Source organism: Mycolicibacterium iranicum (genome assembly GCF_002101705.1).
GTDB classification, from domain to species: Bacteria; Actinomycetota; Actinomycetes; order Mycobacteriales; family Mycobacteriaceae; genus Mycobacterium; species Mycobacterium iranicum.
The window spans coordinates 58,832-76,596 of sequence record NZ_LQPC01000027.1; the positions used below are offsets into that span (position 1 = coordinate 58,832).

Sequence of the window (17,765 nt, forward strand, 5' to 3'; positions counted from 1 at the left end):
GGTGTCTCCTATGCGTCGATGCCCATTGCGGCCAGATCGGCGCGGGCGCGGTCGTCGGGGTTCTGGTTGGTCGGGCGATGGTCGGCGGGGTCGTCGCGGTCGAGGCGGCGCGTCAGGGCGCTCGCGGCGTGGTCGATGGTGCGGGCCAGCAAGCGCGCCAACAGTTCCGACCGCGACGGCTGACCGCGCAGCGGGGCGGCGTTCGGCGGGTGCGACTGCGCCAACAGGGTGGAGAACTCGGCATCGACGGTCTCGGCTATCGCCACCAACGCCGCTGCCCACGCACCCGTGGCCAGGTCCTCGTCGGTGATGGTGGGCAAGACAGGGCGCTGTGCCAGGTCCACAAGCGTGGTGACGGCGTAGCGGCGCTTGCCCGGCTCGTCGGCGAGATGCGTTGTGCGGCGGCGGGCATCGGCCTCGGCCACCCACCCGACGACGACGCCGACCAGTTCGTGGACCTCCTCGGCCAGCCACGTCACCGTCGCGGTGGAGCGCAGGAACCGGGAGGGCCGGGCGTCGTCGGCGATCCGCTGCGCCAACGGGTTGCACTGCTCGGCGATCTCGCGTGCCAGGGACCAGGTGCCGCCGTACTGGCCGACGGTCAGCCCCGTGCGCCGCCGCTCGCGGTGCTCGGCCTGCGAGTACCGGCGGGGCGGCTGCGGACGCAGAGCCGACAGCGCGGCGTAGGTGCCACGCCGGGCGATGACGTGAGACACCTCGGTCATCGGGCCACCGCCTCGCGGAGCCGGGCCGTCAGTGCGTCGATGTGGCCGGGAGCGATGCGACCGGCCTCGGCGTCGATGGCGCGGCGGGCGCGCCAGTAGCTCAAAGCCGCTCGGCAGGCCAATACATCGGGGTCGTCGTTGTCACGACCGCGCGCGAGGTACGCGGCCAGTCGACCTGACCACTGCGCCGGGCTCAGCGCCGTCGGGTCGGTGAGGAATGTGGTCTGCATAGTGGCGACCATAGACGCCGACCGTGCACCGACGGTCGAGGCTGCCGTTACCGGCGTGTCACGAAATAGGTTGCGGGATAACAAGATAACCCGCGAATTTCGGGAAACTGGTGTGCATCCCGAGGTCCTGTATCAGGATTTTCGGGCCGCTCCGACGAACAGCATTCCGCCGAGGTAACGCTCGATCCGAGCCGTGCCGTGCAGACCGTGCCGGGCCAGTTCGGCGGCGAACTCGTCTGCGTCGAAGCGGTTCTCGCGCGGGTGCACGGTGAAGGTGCGGAACGCCCAGGTTTCGAGCATGTGGCGCGGCACCTCCTCGAACAGCAGTTGCCCGCCGGGGCGCAGCACGCGGGCGATCTCGGCGATGGCCCCCTGCCACTCGGGCACATGGTGAATGATGCCGAAGTCCACCACGGTGTCCTGGCTGCCGGTGGGCTGCTGGATGTCGCAGGCATCACCGACCGTCAGCGACACCGGACGGTTGTGGAGGCGTCGGCGCGCAAGCTCGACCATCGACTCGTCAAGGTCGAACGCGGTGACCCGGCTGGCGTGGAGTCGGTCGAGGATGACTTCGGCCCCGACGCCGCGCCCGCACCCGACTTCGAGCACGTCCTGGCCCGCGAGGTCGCCACCGGCCAGGCGGCGGAACCACGCCGCTTCCCGACGGTGCTGGTGCGCGGCGCGGATGGGGTTGTTCATCGCAGCCCGTTCGATGGCATTGAGCTTCACCGGATACCTCGCTTCATCATGTCGTGCCGTTAACATCGGCAGAAGTTGATTAATCCAGATCGAAAGCTATCATCGTGAAATGCCGATGAAAAGTAGTAGCGTCCCTCCAACCTCACGCGAGGACCTGGCGGGTGCCGTCGCCCTGTTCCACGGCCTGTCCGATCCAACCCGGCTGGCGATCGTCCGCCACCTGAGCGGCGGCGAGGCGCGCGTGGTCGATCTGGTGCGGGCGCTCGGCCTGCCGCAATCGACAGTCTCCTCGCACCTGTCGTGCCTGCGGGACTGCGGCCTCGTCAACGGACGCCCCGAGGGCCGGCAGATGTTCTACTCGCTGGCCCGGCCCGAACTGCTCGACCTGCTGGCCGCCGCCGAGACCCTGCTCGCCGCGACGGGCAACGCCGTCGCGCTCTGCCCCACCTACGGCACCGATAGGACGACTCGATGAGCACACCCGACACGACCCTGACCGCCGCCGAGACCGAACGGCTCACCCGTCGGGGGCTGCGCCTGGCTCAATTCACGGTCGGCTACAACGTCATTGAGGGCGCGGTGGCCATCACCGCCGGGCTCATGGCCGGTCTGGTCTCGGTCGTCGGGTTCGGCATCGACTCAGGCATCGAGTCCATCGCGGCCGTCCTGGTCGCCATCCGGCTGTCGGCCCGCCTGCGCCACGGCCACGCCGACGAACGCAAGGAGCGCATCGCCCTCAAACTGGTCGCCAGCACGTTCTTCCTGCTCGCGGCCTACGTCACCGTCGAAGGCATCCGCAGCCTCGTCGGCGGCGAGGAACCGGAAAGCTCGCCGCTGGCCATCGGTCTGCTGGTGGCGTCGATCATCGTCATGCCGGTGCTGGCAGCCGCCAAGAAGAAGGTCGGCACCCAACTCAAAGACAACCTCATCCTCGCCGACGCCGCCGAAACGAAAATCTGTGTGTTACTGAGCATTTCCACACTGCTCGGCGTCGGTCTGTTTGCCCTTACGGGTGCGGCCTGGCTCGATCCCGTCGCAGGCTTCGTCATCGCCGCGTTCGCCATCCATGAAGGTAGAGAGGCTTGGGAGGGCGAACTGGTCGAGGACGATGACGACGATGACGACGATGACTGACAGGACCGCGCCATGAGCCGCATCACCGACAAGGCACGCGCGGTCTATCGCACCGAGATGGCAGCCGCCAAGTCCGCCGCCACCGACGACGCCCGCTGGCACCACCTCGAACGGGCGCACATCGTGTCTCAGCCGGACCCGTGGCTGCACACCGGCAACCACGTCGCCATGTTCGCCCTGGCCGTGCGCCAGCGCGACCGGCGGGAGGCCATCGGTCAGGTGGTGCGCATCATCGTCGCCGCGCCCGGCTCAATCGCTGGCCGGTACCCCGAGGGCAACACGGGGCGCACGGCGGCAGGGCTGACGACGCCGATGCCGATTCCCGACGACCTGCGCGCCGCACTAGCCCGATAGAAGGCGTCACGCCGTGTCGGGCAGGCGGTTAACCGATCCGGCGGCGCATCCAGGCGGGTGGCGCGGCGTGAGAACTGCGGGCCACGTCTGCGGGATTGACAATGCGAATCTGCCCGCCGTGGGTTAGAACATCGTGCGCGACGACGGTGGCCGCGAGGTTGTCGGCCTGGTGGTCGCGCTCGCCGCCCTGCCAACTCACGGCGGCGGTCTCCCAATTGGGCAGCGACCCGACCAGGCGGGTGGTGCCGGTCTCCAACCCCTGCACCAGCTTGGCAGACCGCTGCATCGCGTTGCCCCGGCCCCGGCCGCTGCTGCTGCGCGGCGGCCACGCCGACACGGTGATGTGGTGCGGCGGGGTGTGCCGGGCCAGGACGGTGCGGACCACCGACAGGTACCCCTCGCGCGCGGCGAACGACTCCACCGCGATCTCGCTGGCCCCGGTGTCGATGGCCAGCCGCACCGCCGCCTCGGCCCACTGGTCGGGGGTCATGGGCGCGCTGATGTCGCGGTGAATCACAACGGACCCCTCGGCCGTCAGGCTGGCGGCCACGATGCCCGCCGCGTCCCCCTGGCCGCTGTCGCACGGGTCCACGCCGACGACCGTGCGCAGCAGTGCCGACGGCATGGCCGACAGGCGGTGTTGGTCGATCCACTCCTGACGGATCACGTTGCCCTCGGGCGATGCGGGCAGACCCATGAACTCGGCCCACCACGCCCGCTCGCCGAGGCTGCGGCGGCGTTCGGCGAAGTCGGCGGCGGTGCGGCCCACCGCGCTCACCATGCACTCGCCGGGGGCGCGGCCCAGCGAATCGGGCACACCGTCGGCCGCGACGGCGGGGATGCTGACCAGCCGCCAGCGGTCGCCCTCCTCGGCCAGCAGCGTGCCTATCAGGTCCTCGGGGTGCCAGCGCGTGCCGACGACGACCACCGACGCGCCTGGCTCTACGCGGGACATGAGCGTGGCGCGGAACTCCTCGGCGACCCGGCGGCGCAGGGTCGGGCTGTCGGCGTCGCTCATGTTCTTGACCGCATCGTCCACGATCAGCAGGCCGTCGGTGCCGTGGCCGGTGATGCCGGACAGGATGCCCGACGCGAGCAGGCCGCCGCGCCGCCCGGCCACGGTCCACTGCCCCGCGCTGGACTTATCCGCCGACAGGGCCAGCCCGAGCAGTTCGCCGTGGTCGTTGATGAGGCGGCGCGCCTCGCGTGAGTGTTTCTCGGCGAGTTCGTCGGCGTAGCTGGCCAGGATGATGCGGGTGTCGGGGTTGCGGGCCAGCGCCAACAGCGTGCCCAGCACGGCGGCGGTGGTGGACTTGGACTCGCGCGGCGGCATGGTGATGATGAGCCGGTCGTTGGGTTCGCGGATGGCCCGGTCGATCTCCTGACCCACCATGCTCACCGCCGGGGTCAGTCGGTAGTTGGGCAGCACCCGGCGGCCCAAGTCGTGCGGCGTGTCGGGCACGCGGCGGGCGCGCAGTTGCGCGAGGTGTTCGGCCTCGACCAGCGCGCGGGCGGCCGTCTGGGTGTCGGTGAACACGAAAGCTCCTGACCTGGTGTTTTGCATCATCGTCGGTGGTCCGTTTGCTCGGACGACAAACGGTCGCAGGGTTGGCGGCAGCACATCGGTGCAGGCCACAGCCGGTTTCGATGCCGCCGAGGTTCCGCCGCATGGCTGTCGGTGTCCCAAGAACGGCCCACTTCGCGGTGGTCGGTGACCCCTACTCGGACGGCCACATCACGCTGCCGGGGGTGTGTCCGGCTCGGCGCGTGGCGGTTTCGCGCTGCCGCTCGCGGTCGTCGCCCGCGACCAGACGACGGCGAAGCAATGCGGACTGACCCATGTATCCGCGTTGCCGCATCGTCTCCTCGAACGACTGGCGGACGCGGTACTGGCTACCGAACAGGTGCTCTCGTTGTGGTGGGTCGGCCTCGACGGTCGCCGGTTCGGCAGCAGGCGCGGTATCGGGTGCGGCCAGCTTGGCGCGGATGCGCGCGAGGAGACCCCCGGCGGGTGTCGTGTCGGTCATCGGGTCTCGCCCTCTCGTTGTCGGTATCGGTCAATGACGGCCAGCGCCGCCGCCTCGGCCTCGGCCAGCACCTCGCGCGGTACGTCGGCGAGGTCGTCGTCCTCGTTGTTCACGGTGTCCACCGTGTCCAGTGTGTCCGCAACGGGCACAACGAGTTTCAGCACGGCGGCGGTGTCGTCGTCAGCATCGTCGGAACCGGGGCCGTGCGCCTCGCTGCCGTCCGAACTGGGCGCGGGCGGGTGATCGCCCACCGCGCCGGGATTCTCGCGGCTACGGGCGACAGCGGCCCACTGTGCGAGTTCGGCGGCCGGGAGTCCGCCGTGGCCGAGCACGGCGCGGCACACATCGACATGCACCGGCCAGAGCGGATCGGTTGGCCCGTCGCAGGTGCCGAACACCTCGCGGCAGCGGTCGGCGGCGCGGTCGGCCATCGTGGCGGCGGTCAGGCGTCCCTCGGACACCTCCTGCATCAGCACGGCCACCGCCTCGGCGGCACCGATGTCGGGCACGCCCACGGCCGGGGTCGGCGCGCTCACCGGACCACCTCGGCGTCGATGACCTCGGCTGCCGACGCGAGGGCGGCGGGGTTGCCGCCGCTCACCGCCGCCGCGCTGGCCTCGCGGACCTGCCGCAGCCACTCGGCGGTGGCCAGGGCGGGGGTGGTGTCCACGGTCACGTCCACGCGGTCGGGTGCGTAGTACCCGCCCAGCTTGGCCAGTTCGACCTCGTTGGCCCTGATCTCGCGGTTGAGCGCCACCAGCGTGTCGTCGTCGCCGTTGCGGAACGCCGCCGCGAAACGCTGACTCATCGCGCGGCAACGGGTCTCGACGCCGAACTTGTGCGCCTCGACGGTGGTGGTCGTGGGTTCCCGACGCTCGCGCGCGACGTGGCGGGCCACGGCGGTCTGCGCCGCGCCCACGCTGCGGTAGCCGAGGCGGTCGGCGATCTCGCGCCAGGAGTGGCGAGACGCGCGCATCTCGAACGCCTCCTTGGCGCGCTCGCGGCTGGCGTAGCGGCTCATCGTTGGTGCCATACCGCATTAGTACCGCATTAGGGTGCACGTTCGTCAGTCCCCGACTTCTACGGGAAACTGTGCGGCCGTTGATGTTTCGCGTCCACCGCCCCGGTCGGGCGTGCCGTGGGTCGGCGTCCACTGCCCGCCCGCATCACCGCCCGGTCCACGGCTACCGGCCCCCGGTCGCGCCACCGCCGCCCCGGTTCTCCACTACACCGCCCTCCGATGCCGACCGATTGCACCGACTGCGCCCACGGGATGGCCAAGTGCGCCGGTCCCATAGAGACCGGGCGCACTCGGCACACTCCCTGTCGGCGAACCGGCGCACTTCGGCGCACTATTAATTGAAAACAACCTTTGACCTGGTGTTATGAGTGCGCGGGGTAGTGACCCGCGCACACCCGCGCATTCCGGCGCATTGAATCCCGACATTCACGGTGTTGTGCGCGTTGCCGCAGGTCACAGCCTGTTTCCGAGTGCGCGGGGTACGCGCGGCGCACTCGCGCGGCGACCTGGGGTTTCGCGGTGGCGCGCCAAAGGTCAACCGGCGCAATTAATCCCGTCAATGTCGGGGTTGTCACCACGTCACCGGCGGGCGGTGTTCTCGCAGGTCGGGGCGAGTATCGGCCCCACGGCGCGCAGGCGATGCACGGGTGACCGCCCACCGCGCGCATCGGGGGCGGTGACCGGGCCGCGCGGTGCGCGCCGGACTGCGCCGGGGTCAGTCGGCGGGGTTGACGTAGGGGTTGCCGTCGCGGTCGGCGGCGTGCCACGCGGGCCGACGGTCGGTGCCCTGATTGATCACGTAGCCCAGCGTGTCGAGACGTTCGAGTGACCGCCGCAGGCGCGTCCGCGACAGCTTGCGCGTCTCGGCGGGTAACTCCTCCAAGCTGCGCAGCGACAGGCCGGGGTGCTCGTTGATGAGCGACCAGGTGATGTCGTCGTCCTTGTGCGCCACCGCCCTGGCCCGGTCGGACTTGGGGGTGTTGGCGCTCAACGTCAGCCGGTTGTCCTCGCCCCGCGAGAGCAGCGCGGCGGGTACGTCCACGTCGAGACGGCCCGTGGCCGAGAACAACCGTGGCGTGTCTGCGGCGGGCGGGCCGTCAAGGCGGATGGTGGCCAGCGTGTCCACGCTGCCCTCGATGCTGCTGTGACCGCGTGCGCCCTTGGTGGGGTCCTTGCCGAGGTGGTGGACGACGACCAGCCCGGCGGCGGCGCACTCGACGGCCAGCGCCTTGATGCCGTCGATGATGTCGGACACCTGCGCCGAACTCTCATCGACCTGCGCCGCAGCCAGCACGGTGTAGAGGCAGTCCACGATGATGACCGACCCCGGCGCGATCAACTCGCGCCACCGCGCCCGCGTCGTCTCGTCGCGCAGGTCGAGCAGGCGGCTACGGCCCCGCAGCGGGTGCAGGTCGATGCGGGTCAGGCTGTCGGCATCGACGCCGACCTTGGTGTATTCGTGGTGCAGCATCGCCGGGGTCATCTCGGTGTCCAGCAGGGCCACGCGCGCCCCGGCTGGCAGGTGGGTGGCGAACCGTCCGAGGAACTCGCCGCCGCCGAGCACGGCGCGCACCAACTCCACGACCGTGGTCGTCTTACCGGCCTTGCGCTCGGCGAACAGGCCGAGGCTGCCGTCCATCGGCATCAACTCGTCCACCAGCCACGCGGTGTCCGGCGGGGTGTAGGTGGCCAGGTCGATGCGACCGGGGATGTCGATGGCGGCAACGGCTTTCGCGGCCTCGGTGGCGCGGGCGTGCTCGGTGGCACGCAGCCGGTCCTCGGCGTCCCATGCGCGCACGATGCGGGCCGACTCCCCTAGCGCGACCGTGGTGGCGTCGGGCAACGCCACGATGGCGTCCGACGGCGCGCCCCGCTCCCACAACTCGGCGGCGGTGAGGGACACCGGGCGGTGCTTGCGGTCGCCCATCACGGCGGCGTAGGTGTTCTCCGCGCGGGCGGTCTCGATCACCGCCAGTGCCCACGGCTCGCCCCCGGTGGCGAGTGCGTCGATGGTCGTCAACGCCACCTTGCGGTTGGGGTCGAGACCCTTTGTCGCGGCTCGCAACCCGGCCCGCCGCACGGTGGCCTCGGACTGTTCCCACTCCTGGCCACGGTCGGCGTACCACCGCCCCACGTCGGCCTCCGAGGGGGTGTGGTCGATCAGCCCGAGCGCCAGGGCGTCGGCCACCAGGATGCTGCGCAACGCGGCCACGGCGTCGTAACCGCCCTTGCCCCTCGTCAGCTTCCCCGTGGCCACGGCGTGCTCGGCGGCGTACAGCCCGCCCACGACGGTCGCGGCGCATTGCGACCCATACCGAGCGTCCTCGGCATGCTTGGCGTTGACCGATGGCCGGTTGAACGGCGAGTAACCCTCGTCGCCGGGGCGCAGACCGTTCACGTCGGTCAGGCCATCGTCGTCGTCGGCAGCGGCGTGCCCGTTGGAAATGGCCTTGCCGAACTCGGCGGGCAGGCTTGCCAGCAGATCGTCGGCGCTGCGGTGGCCGTTGGTGGCCCCGCCCCGCCGGTCGGCGGTAGAGTCGGCCCTGTCGTTGGGCATGTCGGTGTGTCCTCGCTTCGGTGGTAAGTCGCCCCGGTTCCGGTGTCGTTGTCGGACCGGGGCGCGCTGCGTTCGGGGGTGCGTCAGTCCTCGCCCAGCAGCCGCAGCAGGCTGATGGACTTGACGCGAATACGCTTCTCCCCCAACGTGATTGCGTCCAACTTGCCCGCGTGGATCAGTTCGTAGGTGTACGCCTTGCTGATGCCGAGCAGCAACGCGGCCTGCTCGGCGCTCACCGTGGGGTGGTGGCGCAGGTACTCGACGGTGACGGGTCCGCGCCGGATGAAGGGGCAAGCGGCCCCGTCCGTGGGCGTGATGGCTGTGGTGGTCATGTTGTCCATATGACGCCATTGCGATGTCCAATGTCCAGACTGTAGATTGGACAACATGCGCACGACTCGACCACACCACCAACGCGGCGACGTGGAGTCGGTGGACTACGCCGACCGCGACCCGAAACCCGGCAGCCGAAGCGGGCCGTTCGGGCGGACACCCCGGCCCGACGAGCGGGTGGCGATCCGGCTGGCCGATCACCCCATCACCTACGTCGTGCGGGTGACGACGAACCGCCGAGCCGGCCCAACCATCACCGAACTCACGATGCTGGCCGACGACGGCGCGGTGGTCGGCTACGACGAGGTGCGCGCGGTCCCGGTGCGCCGCCTGGCCGTCACCGCCGCGCAATGGATCGAACGTCTCGGCGGCCAGATCGGTTACGTGGACGACACCGCCGAGGTCCAAACCCAACCCGAGAACCACGACCCGCGCGTCTACCGGGCGGCACAGATCGCCGAACGGGCGCTGGCCCTTGGCCAGGCGGTGCGCCCCACCGTCGCCGCCGAGTTGCACGTCAGCACCAAGACTGTGGACCGGCTACTCAAACGAGCCAAGGCAGAGGGGTGGTTCGACGCCGAGCCGCTGCCGAAACGTCCACCGCCACAACAGCGAGACACGACGACCACCTAGCCCACCGACGACCACAACCACACCGAGGAGACCACCGACATGACCACCACCGAGGCCGCCAAACGCACCCGGCGCGCCGAGCCGATCAGCAAGCGCACCGCCAGCAACGGCGCGACCACCTACGAGTTCCGCGCCGACGTTGGCACCAAGTCCGACGGCAGCCGCGACCGCCGACGGTTCACCTATCGGACCCTGGCCGAGGCGCGCCGCGAGTACCGCCGCATCACCTCCGAGGTGGCGGCGGGCACCTACAACCGCCCCACCGCCATCACGGTCGCCGAGGCGTGCGAGGCGTGGCTGGCCGGGCGGCGGGGCATCCGCCAGGTGACCAAGTACGGCTACGAGATGGACCTGAAACCCGTTGTGCGCCACCTAGGTGGGCGCAAATTGCAGGCGCTCACCAAGGCCGACGTGGACGGCCTGGTGGCTTGGATGCTCACGGCGGCGCGCACCGATCACCGCCATTACCGGGCCGACTCGCTGAACGGTCGCGTGGTCGCGTTGGTGGCCGAGCACCCCGACGGCATCACCGCCGCCGACCTCACCGCCGCGCTGCCGGGCGACGTGCACACCGCGCTGTCCGCCCTCCTGGCAACCGGGCGGGTGACCCGGCTGCGCCGTGGTGTCTACGCCCCCGCCGCGCCCGAGGCTGCCGCCGCCGAGGAACGCGGACTCAGCCCGCAGACGGTGCGCTCCACGCTCACCACGTTCGGCGCGGTGGTCCAGTCCTACACCGACCAGGGCGTGCTGCCGCGCAACGTCGTCGCTCTGGTGGACCGGCCCAAGGACACCGATGCCCAGGACCGCGCCGCGACCGCCGAGCCGGAACACAACGCCGAGGTCGCAGTGCGGTCGTGGACGCTGGCCGAGGCCGAGCGGTTCCGCGATTCGGAATCGGTGCGCGATCACCGACTGCTCGCCTGCCTGTTGTTGTCGTGCTACGGGATGCGTCGGTCGGAAGTGCTCGGATTGCGTTGGAGGGCGGTCAATCTCGACACCGGCATGTTGGCCGTCTTGCGCGGCCGGGTGTCCGTTGGCGGCGAGGTGGTCGAGGGCAAGCCGAAGTCGCGCCGGTCGGAACGCGAACTGCCGCTACCGGCGGACGTGACCGAGGCGCTGCGCAGCCTCAAAACGCACCAGCGCGCCGAGGCGCTGGCGCTGGGTGTCGGGTGGTCCGACGACCGACTGGTGGCGGTGCAGGAGGACGGCACGCCGCTGCACCCCGACCGCTACACCGACGAGTTCCACCGCCTGCGCGAGCGGGCCGGGCTGCGGCGCATCACGCTCCACGAACTGCGCCACACGTCGGTCTCGCTGATGCTCGACCGAGGCATCCCGGTGCACATCGTCGCCGCCTGGCACGGCCACTCGCCCGAGGTGGCGTACCGCATCTACACCCACGTCAAGCCGACCGAACTACGGGCGGCGGGCGCGGCACTGTTCGAGCGGGCGGCGCAGTGATTAGCACGCCGAGTCCGATTGACGTGAGCGGGTTTAGCGGCTGGGTGCCGTTCGCCGACCTGCCCGACACCAACGTGCCGAAGGGGCCGGGTGTCTACATCGTCGTGCGGCCGACCGACGAGCCGCCCAGCTTTCTCGCGGTGTCGCCCGCCGGGCACTTCAAGGGCAAAGACCCGACCGTCGCAGTCGCCGAACTGGCCAGGCTGTGGGTGCCCGGCGAGCGCGTGGTCTACATCGGCAAGGCCAACCTCGGTGCCAGCGGTCGGCGCGGCCTGGCCAAGCGACTCGATGAGTACCGCCGGTTCGGCGCGGGCGAGCCGGTCGCCCATTCCGGCGGGCGGCGCATCTGGCAACTGGCCGACCACGCCCGGTTGCAAGTCGCGTGGCAGGAAACCGACGACGCCGATGCCGCCAAAACCGAGACGGCCATGATTGCGGCGTTCCGCGCGCACTACGGGGTGCGCCCCTTCGCCAACGCGCGCAACTGACCGCGAACGCGGCGGCTTGGGACACTCTCGGGACACTGGGACACCAAGACGGGTTCGGCGCACCGCCCCTTAGTGACGACAAACCCCCTCCGACACTGTTCAGAGGGGGTTTGTTCGTGTGGGCGCGGACGGTTTCGAACCGCCGACCGCTGGTGTGTAAAACCAGAGCTCTACCCCTGAGCTACGCGCCCGATCCCGGGCAGGTTACCCGTATCCCACGTGCCAGCGGAAATCAGCTCAGTTCCGCAACGCGGTCAGCGCCGACGTCCACGCAGCTTGGTCGCGCGCCTCTCCCGGTTCCTTGCATTCCGCGAAACGCACCACGCCGGAGCGATCCACCACGAAAGTGCCACGGTTGGCGAACCCCGACGCATCGTTGAAGACCCCGTAGGCCTGGCTCACCGCCCCGTGCGGCCAGAAGTCCGACAGCACCGGGAACGTGTACTCACGCTGCGCCGCCCACACCTTGTGCGTGGGCGAGGGACCGACCGAGATCGTCAGCGTCGCGGTCTCATCGTTGACGAATTCGCCGATTTTGTCCCGTATCTCGTCCAGCTCGCGCTGACAGATCCCGGTGAAGGCGAGCGGGAAGAAGACCAGCACCACGCTTTTGATGCCGCGGAAACCCGACAGCGACACCGGCTGGTTGTTCTGATCCTTGAGCGTGAAGTCGGGCGCCTGATCGCCAACCGAGATGGTCAACGCCGACCGGCGGCCTTGGACTTCGGCTGCACCAGACGGCTCGCTATCCAGTCCCCCAGGTTCGCCGATGACGTCTGCATCAGGCCGGCCGTCGGCGCTGACTCGGCGATCTCGGCGGGCAGCACGTGGCCGGGCTTACCGGTCTTCGGGGTGACAACCCAGATGACGCCGTCGTCGGCCAGCGGCGTGATCGCGTCCATCAACCTGTCGACGAGATCGCCGTCGCCGTCGCGCCACCACAGCAGCACCACGTCGACCACCTCATCGGCGTCTTCGTCGAGCAGGTCGCCGCCGCTCTCGTCCTCGATGTCGGCTCGGATGTCGTCGTCGGTGTCTTCGTCCCAGCCCAACTCCTGCACAACCTGATCTTTTTGGATGCCCAGCTTGCGGGCGTAGTTCGGGGGGTCACCCGCCGACACCACGGTCAGTCCTCCTTCAGCCGACACGGGCGCACCCTGCGCCCGGTCATCGACCTATCGTCGCATGCCGGGGCAATACAGCAAGCCATCTAGCGGCAGGTTCATCGGTATGCCGCGTCGCATCGGTCCAAAGCGGTGGTCTTGGCGTCGTTCAGGACCTCAATTGCGGCGTTGAACTCCTCGGTCCCGTAGTTTCCGGCGATGGCCGTCGCAACTCCGCGAGCGGCGGCGATCCAGGCGTTCAGCGCGTCGCGCAATTCGGGCGCCAGCGGGTCGGAGATGCTGCCCGCGACCAGGTCCGCGCTGTGGTTGAGGGCGTCGATAGCAGGGCCCGCCGTCCGCAGGACGTCGGCCGGATTGGTGTTGAACGCGTCGACGTAGCTGTTCACTGCCCCGATGGCCTCCGCACTACTCGAACTCATCGCCTCGCACGAGGTGCGCACAGCCTCGGCGGTGAGCGAGGCTTGCCGCTCCGACTCGCGGGCACTCGAGCTCGCCGCGGACTCCTCCATCGACGCGGTTACCGACGCCCGGTACAGCGGCGCATCGCCTTCTGCCACCGAGGCGTCGCCGTCGGTGACGTTGGTGCACCCGACGATGACCATCGCCAGTGTTGCGAGCGTGCCTGTTGCCGAGGCGGCGATCCGCACACCGGGGCTCAGCCGACCCATCAGCACACGTGCAGACGTTACCGGGTCGAGCCCGGCATGCGGCCGTCGTTCGCGGGTTCCAAGTACTTCACCGACCCGCTAGTGCGCATGGGGCAGGATTAGACCAGGATGGAACCTGCGCACACCGAATGCGAAGTAACCCGCTGAGCCGACGCGTGCGCGTATTTGCCACCGCCTAACAAGGAGCGGAAGTTGACCACCGAGTTCGTGCGCCAGGATCTGGCCCAAAACTCCAGCAGCACAACAGAACCCGACCGAGTGCGGGTGATTCGGGAAGGTGTCGCGTCGTATCTGCCCGACATCGATGCCGACGAGACCGCCGAATGGCTGGAGTCGTTCGACCAACTGGTGGAGCGGTCCGGACCGGCCCGAGCGCGCTACCTGATGCTGCGCCTCCTGGAGCGCGCCGGCGAACAGCGCGTCGCGATCCCGTCGCTGACGTCCACGGACTACGTCAACACCATTCCGACCGAGTTGGAGCCCTGGTTTCCCGGTGACGAGGACGTCGAGCGCCGCTACCGGGCCTGGATCCGCTGGAATGCGGCGATCATGGTGCATCGCGCACAGCGGCCGGGAGTCGGTGTGGGCGGCCATATCTCGACATACGCATCCTCGGCCGCACTCTACGAAGTCGGCTTCAACCACTTCTTCCGCGGCAAGTCCCACCCCGGCGGCGGCGACCAGATCTTCATCCAGGGCCACGCCTCCCCCGGCGTCTACGCCCGCGCTTACCTGGAGGGCCGGCTCTCCGCCGACCAGTTGGACGGCTTCCGTCAGGAGCACAGCCACCCCGGCGGCGGGCTCCCGTCCTACCCTCATCCCCGCCTGATGCCGGACTTCTGGGAGTTCCCGACGGTGTCCATGGGCATTGGGCCGATGAACGCCATCTACCAGGCCCGCTTCAACCATTACCTGCACGACCGCGGCATCAAGGACACCTCGAATCAGCACGTCTGGGCGTTCCTCGGCGACGGCGAGATGGACGAGCCCGAGAGCCGCGGACTGATCCAGGTCGGCGCCAACGAGGGCCTCGACAATCTGACCTTCGTCGTCAACTGCAACCTCCAGCGCCTCGACGGCCCGGTGCGCGGAAACGGCAAGATCATTCAGGAGCTGGAGTCGTTCTTCCGCGGCGCCGGCTGGAACGTCATCAAGGTTGTGTGGGGCCGCGAATGGGACGCTCTGCTACACGCCGACCGTGACGGCGCACTGGTGAACCTGATGAACACCACCCCCGACGGCGACTATCAGACCTACAAGGCCAACGACGGCGGCTACGTGCGCGACCACTTCTTCGGCCGCGACCCGCGCACCAAGGCACTCGTCGAGCCGATGACGGATTCCGAGATCTGGAATCTCAAGCGCGGCGGGCACGACTACCGCAAGGTTTACGCGGCCTACCACGCGGCGATGGAGCACAAGGGCCAGCCGACGGTAATCCTCGCCAAGACCATCAAGGGCTACACGCTGGGCAAGCACTTCGAAGGCCGCAACGCCACGCACCAGATGAAAAAACTTGCACTGCAAGACCTCAAGGACTTCCGCGATGCCCAGCGCATCCCGATCTCGGATGAGCAGCTTGAGGCCGACCCCTACCTGCCGCCGTACTACCACCCGGGCGCCGAAGCACCGGAAATCCGCTACATGCTCGACCGGCGCCGCGCCCTCGGCGGGTTCCTTCCCGAGCGGCGCACCAAGACCAAAGCGCTGACGCTGCCGGGTCGCGACACCTACAAGGCCCTCAAGAAGGGCTCGGGCAAGCAGGAGGTGGCCACCACGATGGCCACCGTGCGGACGTTCAAGGAACTGTTGCGCGACAAGGAGATCGGCAAGCGCATCGTTCCGATCATTCCGGACGAGGCCCGCACGTTCGGCATGGACTCGTGGTTCCCGAGCCTCAAGATCTACAACCGCAACGGCCAGCTCTACACCGCCGTCGACGCGGAGTTGATGCTCGCCTACAAGGAGAGCGAAGTCGGGCAGATCCTGCACGAGGGCATCAACGAGGCAGGGTCGACGGCGTCGTTCACCGCGGTGGGGACGTCGTACGCCACCCACAACGAGCCGATGATCCCGATCTACATCTTCTATTCGATGTTCGGGTTCCAGCGCACCGGCGACGGACTGTGGGCCGCCGCCGACCAGATGGCGCGCGGCTTCGTGCTGGGCGCCACCGCGGGCCGCACGACGCTGGTCGGCGAAGGTCTGCAGCACGCCGACGGTCACTCGCTGCTGCTGGCCGCTACCAACCCGGCGGTGGTGGCTTACGACCCGGCATTCGCCTACGAGATCGCGTACATCATCGAAAGCGGCCTGGCGCGCATGTACGGGGAGAACCCGGAGAACGTCTACTTCTACATGACGATCTACAACGAGCCCTACGTGCAGCCCGCCGAGCCCGAGGGCATCGATGTCGAGGGCCTGCTGCGGGGTATGTACCGCTACCATTCCGCACCCGAGAAGAAGTCGAACACCGCGCAGATCCTGGTCTCGGGTGTCGCGATGCCGTCGGCGCTGAAGGCCGCCGAGCTGCTGGCCGACGAATGGGACGTAGCCGCCGACGTGTGGTCGGTGACCAGCTGGGGCGAGCTGAACCGCGACGGCGTGGCCATCGAGAAGGAGAAGCTGCGCTACCCCGATCGCCCAGCTGCGACGCCGTACGTGACCCAGGTACTGGCCGACGCGGCCGGACCGGTGGTCGCGGTATCCGACTGGATGCGTGCCGTGCCCGAGCAGATCCGCCCGTGGGTGCCCGGCACCTACATCACGCTTGGCACGGACGGGTTCGGTTTCTCCGATACCCGCCCGGCTGCCCGCCGCTACTACAACACCGATGCTGAATCCATCGTGGTCGGCGTGCTCGAAGGGCTGGCCCGTGACGGCAACATCGACATCTCGGTCGCGGTCGACGCGGCGCGTAAGTACGAGATCGACGATGTGATGGCGGCGCCGGAGCAGACGTCGGACCCCGGAGTCGCCTGACCTAGAGGGTTTGCACAAAAGCTGGCGTAGATTTTAGGGATGGCGGACAACAACCGGTTCATCCCGCCGAAATCGACCGTCGAGGTCCTGGAGAACGTCCCGGAAGCGACGCTGCGCCGGCTCAAGCAGTACTCGGGCCGGCTGGCGACCGAGGCGGTCCACGCCATGGAGGAACGGCTGCCGTTCTTCGCCGACATGGAGGCCTCTCAGCGCGCCAGCGTCCAGCTCGTCGTGCAGACCGCGGTGGTCAACTTCGTCGAGTGGATGCGCGATCCTCAGAGCAACGTCAGCTACACCGCGCAGGCGTTCGAAGTGGTGCCCCAGGACCTGCGTAGGCGTATCGCGCTGCGCCAATCCGTCGAGATGGTGCGGGTCACGATGGAGTTCTTCGAAGAGGTGGTGCCGCTGCTGGCGCGCTCGGAAGAACAGCTGGCCGCACTCACGGCCGGCATCCTGCGCTACAGCCGGGACCTGGCATTCGCTGCGGCGAGCGCCTATGCCGATCAGGCTGAGGCCCGCGGAGCCTGGGACACCAGGATGGAGGCCAACCTGGTCGACGCTGTCGTGCGCGGGGATATCGGCCCTGAACTGCAGTCACAGGCCGCCGCGCTGAACTGGGACGCAACCGGGGCGGTGACGGTGATTGTCGGCTTGCCGCGCCCCGACCGCATGGACTTCTCCGGCGAGGACGTCCACGATGTGGCCAATCGAAACGGGCGCGCATCGCTCTCCGATGTGCACGGCACCTGGCTCGTCACCATCGTGTCCGGCAGCTTGTCGCCGACGGACCGGTTCCTGTCCGAGTTGATGAAGGTGTTCGCCGAGGGACCCGTGGTGATCGGTCCGACGGCGGCGACCCTGGGCGCCGCGCACCGCAGCGCGACGGAAGCGATCGCAGGAATGAATGCCGTCGCCGGCTGGACGGGCGCGCCTCGCCCGGTGGCGGCGCGCGAGCTGCTTCCCGAGCGGGCGCTGCTGGGGGATGCAACCGCGGCCGGTGCGCTGGAGGCCGAGGTGATGAGACCCCTTGCCGACGCGGGTCCGGCACTGATGGAGACGCTGGACGCCTATCTCGACTCGGGCGGCGCGATCGAGGCTTGCGCACGCAAATTGTTCGTTCATCCAAATACCGTCCGTTACCGGTTGAAGCGGATCGCCGACTTCACCGGCCGCGACCCCACGGTGCCGCGCGATGCCTACGTGCTGCGAGTCGCCTCATCAGTGGGCCGACTGACCCGACAAGCGCAGATGTCCACGCCCACTCCGTCAAGATCAGACCAGGTCATGAATGTTGGCTCGGTCACAGGTGGCACCCACTCTTAGAGGAAT

20 protein-coding genes and 1 tRNA gene are annotated in these 17,765 nt (G+C 69.0%); 8 read left to right on the forward strand and 13 right to left on the reverse strand.

Annotation, left to right across the window (positions count from 1 at the left end; all coding sequences use genetic code 11):
* Nucleotides 1-8 precede the first annotated feature (8 nt).
* The 3 genes from AWC12_RS09730 to AWC12_RS09740 form a co-directional block, all read right to left on the reverse strand.
* A complete protein-coding gene (locus AWC12_RS09730; RefSeq protein ID WP_085173939.1) occupies nt 9-725 on the reverse strand; it encodes a hypothetical protein in 717 nt (238 codons plus the stop codon).
* Nucleotides 722-955 carry a hypothetical protein gene (locus AWC12_RS09735; protein ID WP_234813926.1) on the reverse strand — a complete coding sequence of 78 codons (234 nt, stop codon included), beginning with the start codon at nt 953-955 and terminating at the stop codon, nt 722-724. The genes AWC12_RS09730 and AWC12_RS09735 overlap by 4 nt, the downstream gene beginning before the upstream one ends.
* Nucleotides 956-1,087: 132 nt before the next feature.
* Nucleotides 1,088-1,684 carry a class I SAM-dependent methyltransferase gene (locus AWC12_RS09740; protein ID WP_085173943.1) on the reverse strand — a complete coding sequence of 199 codons (597 nt, stop codon included), beginning with the start codon at nt 1,682-1,684 and terminating at the stop codon, nt 1,088-1,090.
* Between the two features lie 85 nt (nt 1,685-1,769).
* Between AWC12_RS09740 and AWC12_RS09745 the strand changes: the two genes are divergently transcribed.
* Genes AWC12_RS09745 through AWC12_RS09755 form a run of 3 tightly spaced genes read left to right on the forward strand, consistent with a single transcriptional unit; the run spans nt 1,770 to nt 3,142 of the window.
* On the forward strand, nt 1,770-2,129 hold the full coding sequence (locus AWC12_RS09745; protein WP_234813939.1) for an ArsR/SmtB family transcription factor: 360 nt from the start codon (nt 1,770-1,772) through the stop codon (nt 2,127-2,129).
* On the forward strand, nt 2,126-2,788 hold the full coding sequence (locus tag AWC12_RS09750) for a cation diffusion facilitator family transporter (protein WP_085173947.1): 663 nt from the start codon (nt 2,126-2,128) through the stop codon (nt 2,786-2,788). Before AWC12_RS09745 ends, AWC12_RS09750 begins: the two co-directional genes overlap by 4 nt.
* A gap of 12 nt (nt 2,789-2,800) precedes the next feature.
* Nucleotides 2,801-3,142 (forward strand): DUF3703 domain-containing protein, encoded by a 342-nt coding sequence (locus AWC12_RS09755; protein WP_085173949.1) that lies wholly within the window; start codon nt 2,801-2,803, stop codon nt 3,140-3,142.
* 28 nt (nt 3,143-3,170) lie between these two features.
* Here AWC12_RS09755 and AWC12_RS09760 read toward each other — a convergent pair whose 3' ends face one another.
* From AWC12_RS09760 to AWC12_RS09785, 6 genes are all read right to left on the reverse strand, one after another.
* Nucleotides 3,171-4,679 (reverse strand): terminase large subunit domain-containing protein, encoded by a 1,509-nt coding sequence (locus AWC12_RS09760; RefSeq protein WP_234813928.1) that lies wholly within the window; start codon nt 4,677-4,679, stop codon nt 3,171-3,173.
* 181 nt (nt 4,680-4,860) lie between these two features.
* Nucleotides 4,861-5,169, reverse strand: a complete 309-nt coding sequence (locus AWC12_RS09765) for a hypothetical protein (RefSeq protein ID WP_085173951.1) — start codon at nt 5,167-5,169, stop codon at nt 4,861-4,863.
* On the reverse strand, nt 5,166-5,705 hold the full coding sequence (locus AWC12_RS09770) for a hypothetical protein (RefSeq protein ID WP_085173953.1): 540 nt from the start codon (nt 5,703-5,705) through the stop codon (nt 5,166-5,168). The genes AWC12_RS09765 and AWC12_RS09770 overlap by 4 nt, the downstream gene beginning before the upstream one ends.
* Complete coding sequence (locus tag AWC12_RS09775) at nt 5,702-6,202, reverse strand: hypothetical protein (protein ID WP_085173955.1); 501 nt, start codon at nt 6,200-6,202, stop codon at nt 5,702-5,704. The genes AWC12_RS09770 and AWC12_RS09775 overlap by 4 nt, the downstream gene beginning before the upstream one ends.
* A gap of 703 nt (nt 6,203-6,905) precedes the next feature.
* Nucleotides 6,906-8,747, reverse strand: coding sequence for an AAA family ATPase (locus AWC12_RS09780; RefSeq protein ID WP_085173957.1), 1,842 nt, complete (start codon nt 8,745-8,747; stop codon nt 6,906-6,908).
* Between the two features lie 83 nt (nt 8,748-8,830).
* Nucleotides 8,831-9,079 (reverse strand): helix-turn-helix domain-containing protein, encoded by a 249-nt coding sequence (locus tag AWC12_RS09785; RefSeq protein ID WP_085174165.1) that lies wholly within the window; start codon nt 9,077-9,079, stop codon nt 8,831-8,833.
* A gap of 55 nt (nt 9,080-9,134) precedes the next feature.
* Here AWC12_RS09785 and AWC12_RS09790 point away from each other — a divergent pair, with 55 nt between their 5' ends.
* The 3 genes from AWC12_RS09790 to AWC12_RS09800 are packed head-to-tail and all read left to right on the forward strand — an operon-like array spanning nt 9,135 to nt 11,662.
* On the forward strand, nt 9,135-9,713 hold the full coding sequence (locus AWC12_RS09790; RefSeq protein WP_133057323.1) for a hypothetical protein: 579 nt from the start codon (nt 9,135-9,137) through the stop codon (nt 9,711-9,713).
* 39 nt (nt 9,714-9,752) lie between these two features.
* Nucleotides 9,753-11,174 carry a site-specific integrase gene (locus AWC12_RS09795; RefSeq protein ID WP_085173961.1) on the forward strand — a complete coding sequence of 474 codons (1,422 nt, stop codon included), beginning with the start codon at nt 9,753-9,755 and terminating at the stop codon, nt 11,172-11,174.
* A gap of 23 nt (nt 11,175-11,197) precedes the next feature.
* Nucleotides 11,198-11,662: a hypothetical protein gene (locus AWC12_RS09800; RefSeq protein WP_234813929.1), complete on the forward strand. Its 465-nt coding sequence runs from the start codon at nt 11,198-11,200 to the stop codon at nt 11,660-11,662.
* A 119-nt stretch (nt 11,663-11,781) separates the two neighbouring features.
* Here the strand turns inward: AWC12_RS09800 and AWC12_RS09805 are convergent.
* The 4 genes from AWC12_RS09805 to AWC12_RS09820 form a co-directional block, all read right to left on the reverse strand.
* Nucleotides 11,782-11,853: transfer RNA gene (locus tag AWC12_RS09805), tRNA-Val, on the reverse strand.
* 46 nt (nt 11,854-11,899) lie between these two features.
* A complete protein-coding gene (locus tag AWC12_RS09810; RefSeq protein ID WP_024445367.1) occupies nt 11,900-12,364 on the reverse strand; it encodes a peroxiredoxin in 465 nt (154 codons plus the stop codon).
* Nucleotides 12,361-12,786 (reverse strand): DUF3052 domain-containing protein, encoded by a 426-nt coding sequence (locus AWC12_RS09815; protein WP_024445366.1) that lies wholly within the window; start codon nt 12,784-12,786, stop codon nt 12,361-12,363. Before AWC12_RS09815 ends, AWC12_RS09810 begins: the two co-directional genes overlap by 4 nt.
* Nucleotides 12,787-12,884: 98 nt before the next feature.
* Nucleotides 12,885-13,454 (reverse strand): Rv2240c family protein, encoded by a 570-nt coding sequence (locus AWC12_RS09820; RefSeq protein WP_081659956.1) that lies wholly within the window; start codon nt 13,452-13,454, stop codon nt 12,885-12,887.
* Nucleotides 13,455-13,646: 192 nt separating this feature from the next.
* Between AWC12_RS09820 and aceE the strand changes: the two genes are divergently transcribed.
* Complete coding sequence (gene aceE, locus AWC12_RS09825; RefSeq protein ID WP_085173963.1) at nt 13,647-16,436, forward strand: pyruvate dehydrogenase (acetyl-transferring), homodimeric type; 2,790 nt, start codon at nt 13,647-13,649, stop codon at nt 16,434-16,436.
* 39 nt (nt 16,437-16,475) lie between these two features.
* Entirely contained in the window at nt 16,476-17,759 is a 1,284-nt protein-coding gene (locus tag AWC12_RS09830) for a PucR family transcriptional regulator (RefSeq protein WP_085173965.1), read from the forward strand.
* Nucleotides 17,760-17,765 lie beyond the last annotated feature (6 nt).

Coding starts and splice junctions, on each gene's coding strand:
- AWC12_RS09765 (WP_085173951.1), bottom strand. CDS start 5,169: ATGACCGACACGACACCCGCCGGGGGTCTCCTCGCGCGCATCCGCGCC.
- AWC12_RS09820 (WP_081659956.1), bottom strand. CDS start 13,454: ATGGGTCGGCTGAGCCCCGGTGTGCGGATCGCCGCCTCGGCAACAGGC.
- AWC12_RS09735 (WP_234813926.1), bottom strand. CDS start 955: ATGCAGACCACATTCCTCACCGACCCGACGGCGCTGAGCCCGGCGCAG.
- AWC12_RS09785 (WP_085174165.1), bottom strand. CDS start 9,079: ATGACCACCACAGCCATCACGCCCACGGACGGGGCCGCTTGCCCCTTC.
- AWC12_RS09790 (WP_133057323.1), top strand. CDS start 9,135: ATGCGCACGACTCGACCACACCACCAACGCGGCGACGTGGAGTCGGTG.
- AWC12_RS09755 (WP_085173949.1), top strand. CDS start 2,801: ATGAGCCGCATCACCGACAAGGCACGCGCGGTCTATCGCACCGAGATG.
- AWC12_RS09730 (WP_085173939.1), bottom strand. CDS start 725: ATGACCGAGGTGTCTCACGTCATCGCCCGGCGTGGCACCTACGCCGCG.
- AWC12_RS09780 (WP_085173957.1), bottom strand. CDS start 8,747: ATGCCCAACGACAGGGCCGACTCTACCGCCGACCGGCGGGGCGGGGCC.
- AWC12_RS09830 (WP_085173965.1), top strand. CDS start 16,476: ATGGCGGACAACAACCGGTTCATCCCGCCGAAATCGACCGTCGAGGTC.
- AWC12_RS09795 (WP_085173961.1), top strand. CDS start 9,753: ATGACCACCACCGAGGCCGCCAAACGCACCCGGCGCGCCGAGCCGATC.
- AWC12_RS09750 (WP_085173947.1), top strand. CDS start 2,126: ATGAGCACACCCGACACGACCCTGACCGCCGCCGAGACCGAACGGCTC.
- AWC12_RS09775 (WP_085173955.1), bottom strand. CDS start 6,202: ATGGCACCAACGATGAGCCGCTACGCCAGCCGCGAGCGCGCCAAGGAG.
- AWC12_RS09745 (WP_234813939.1), top strand. CDS start 1,770: ATGAAAAGTAGTAGCGTCCCTCCAACCTCACGCGAGGACCTGGCGGGT.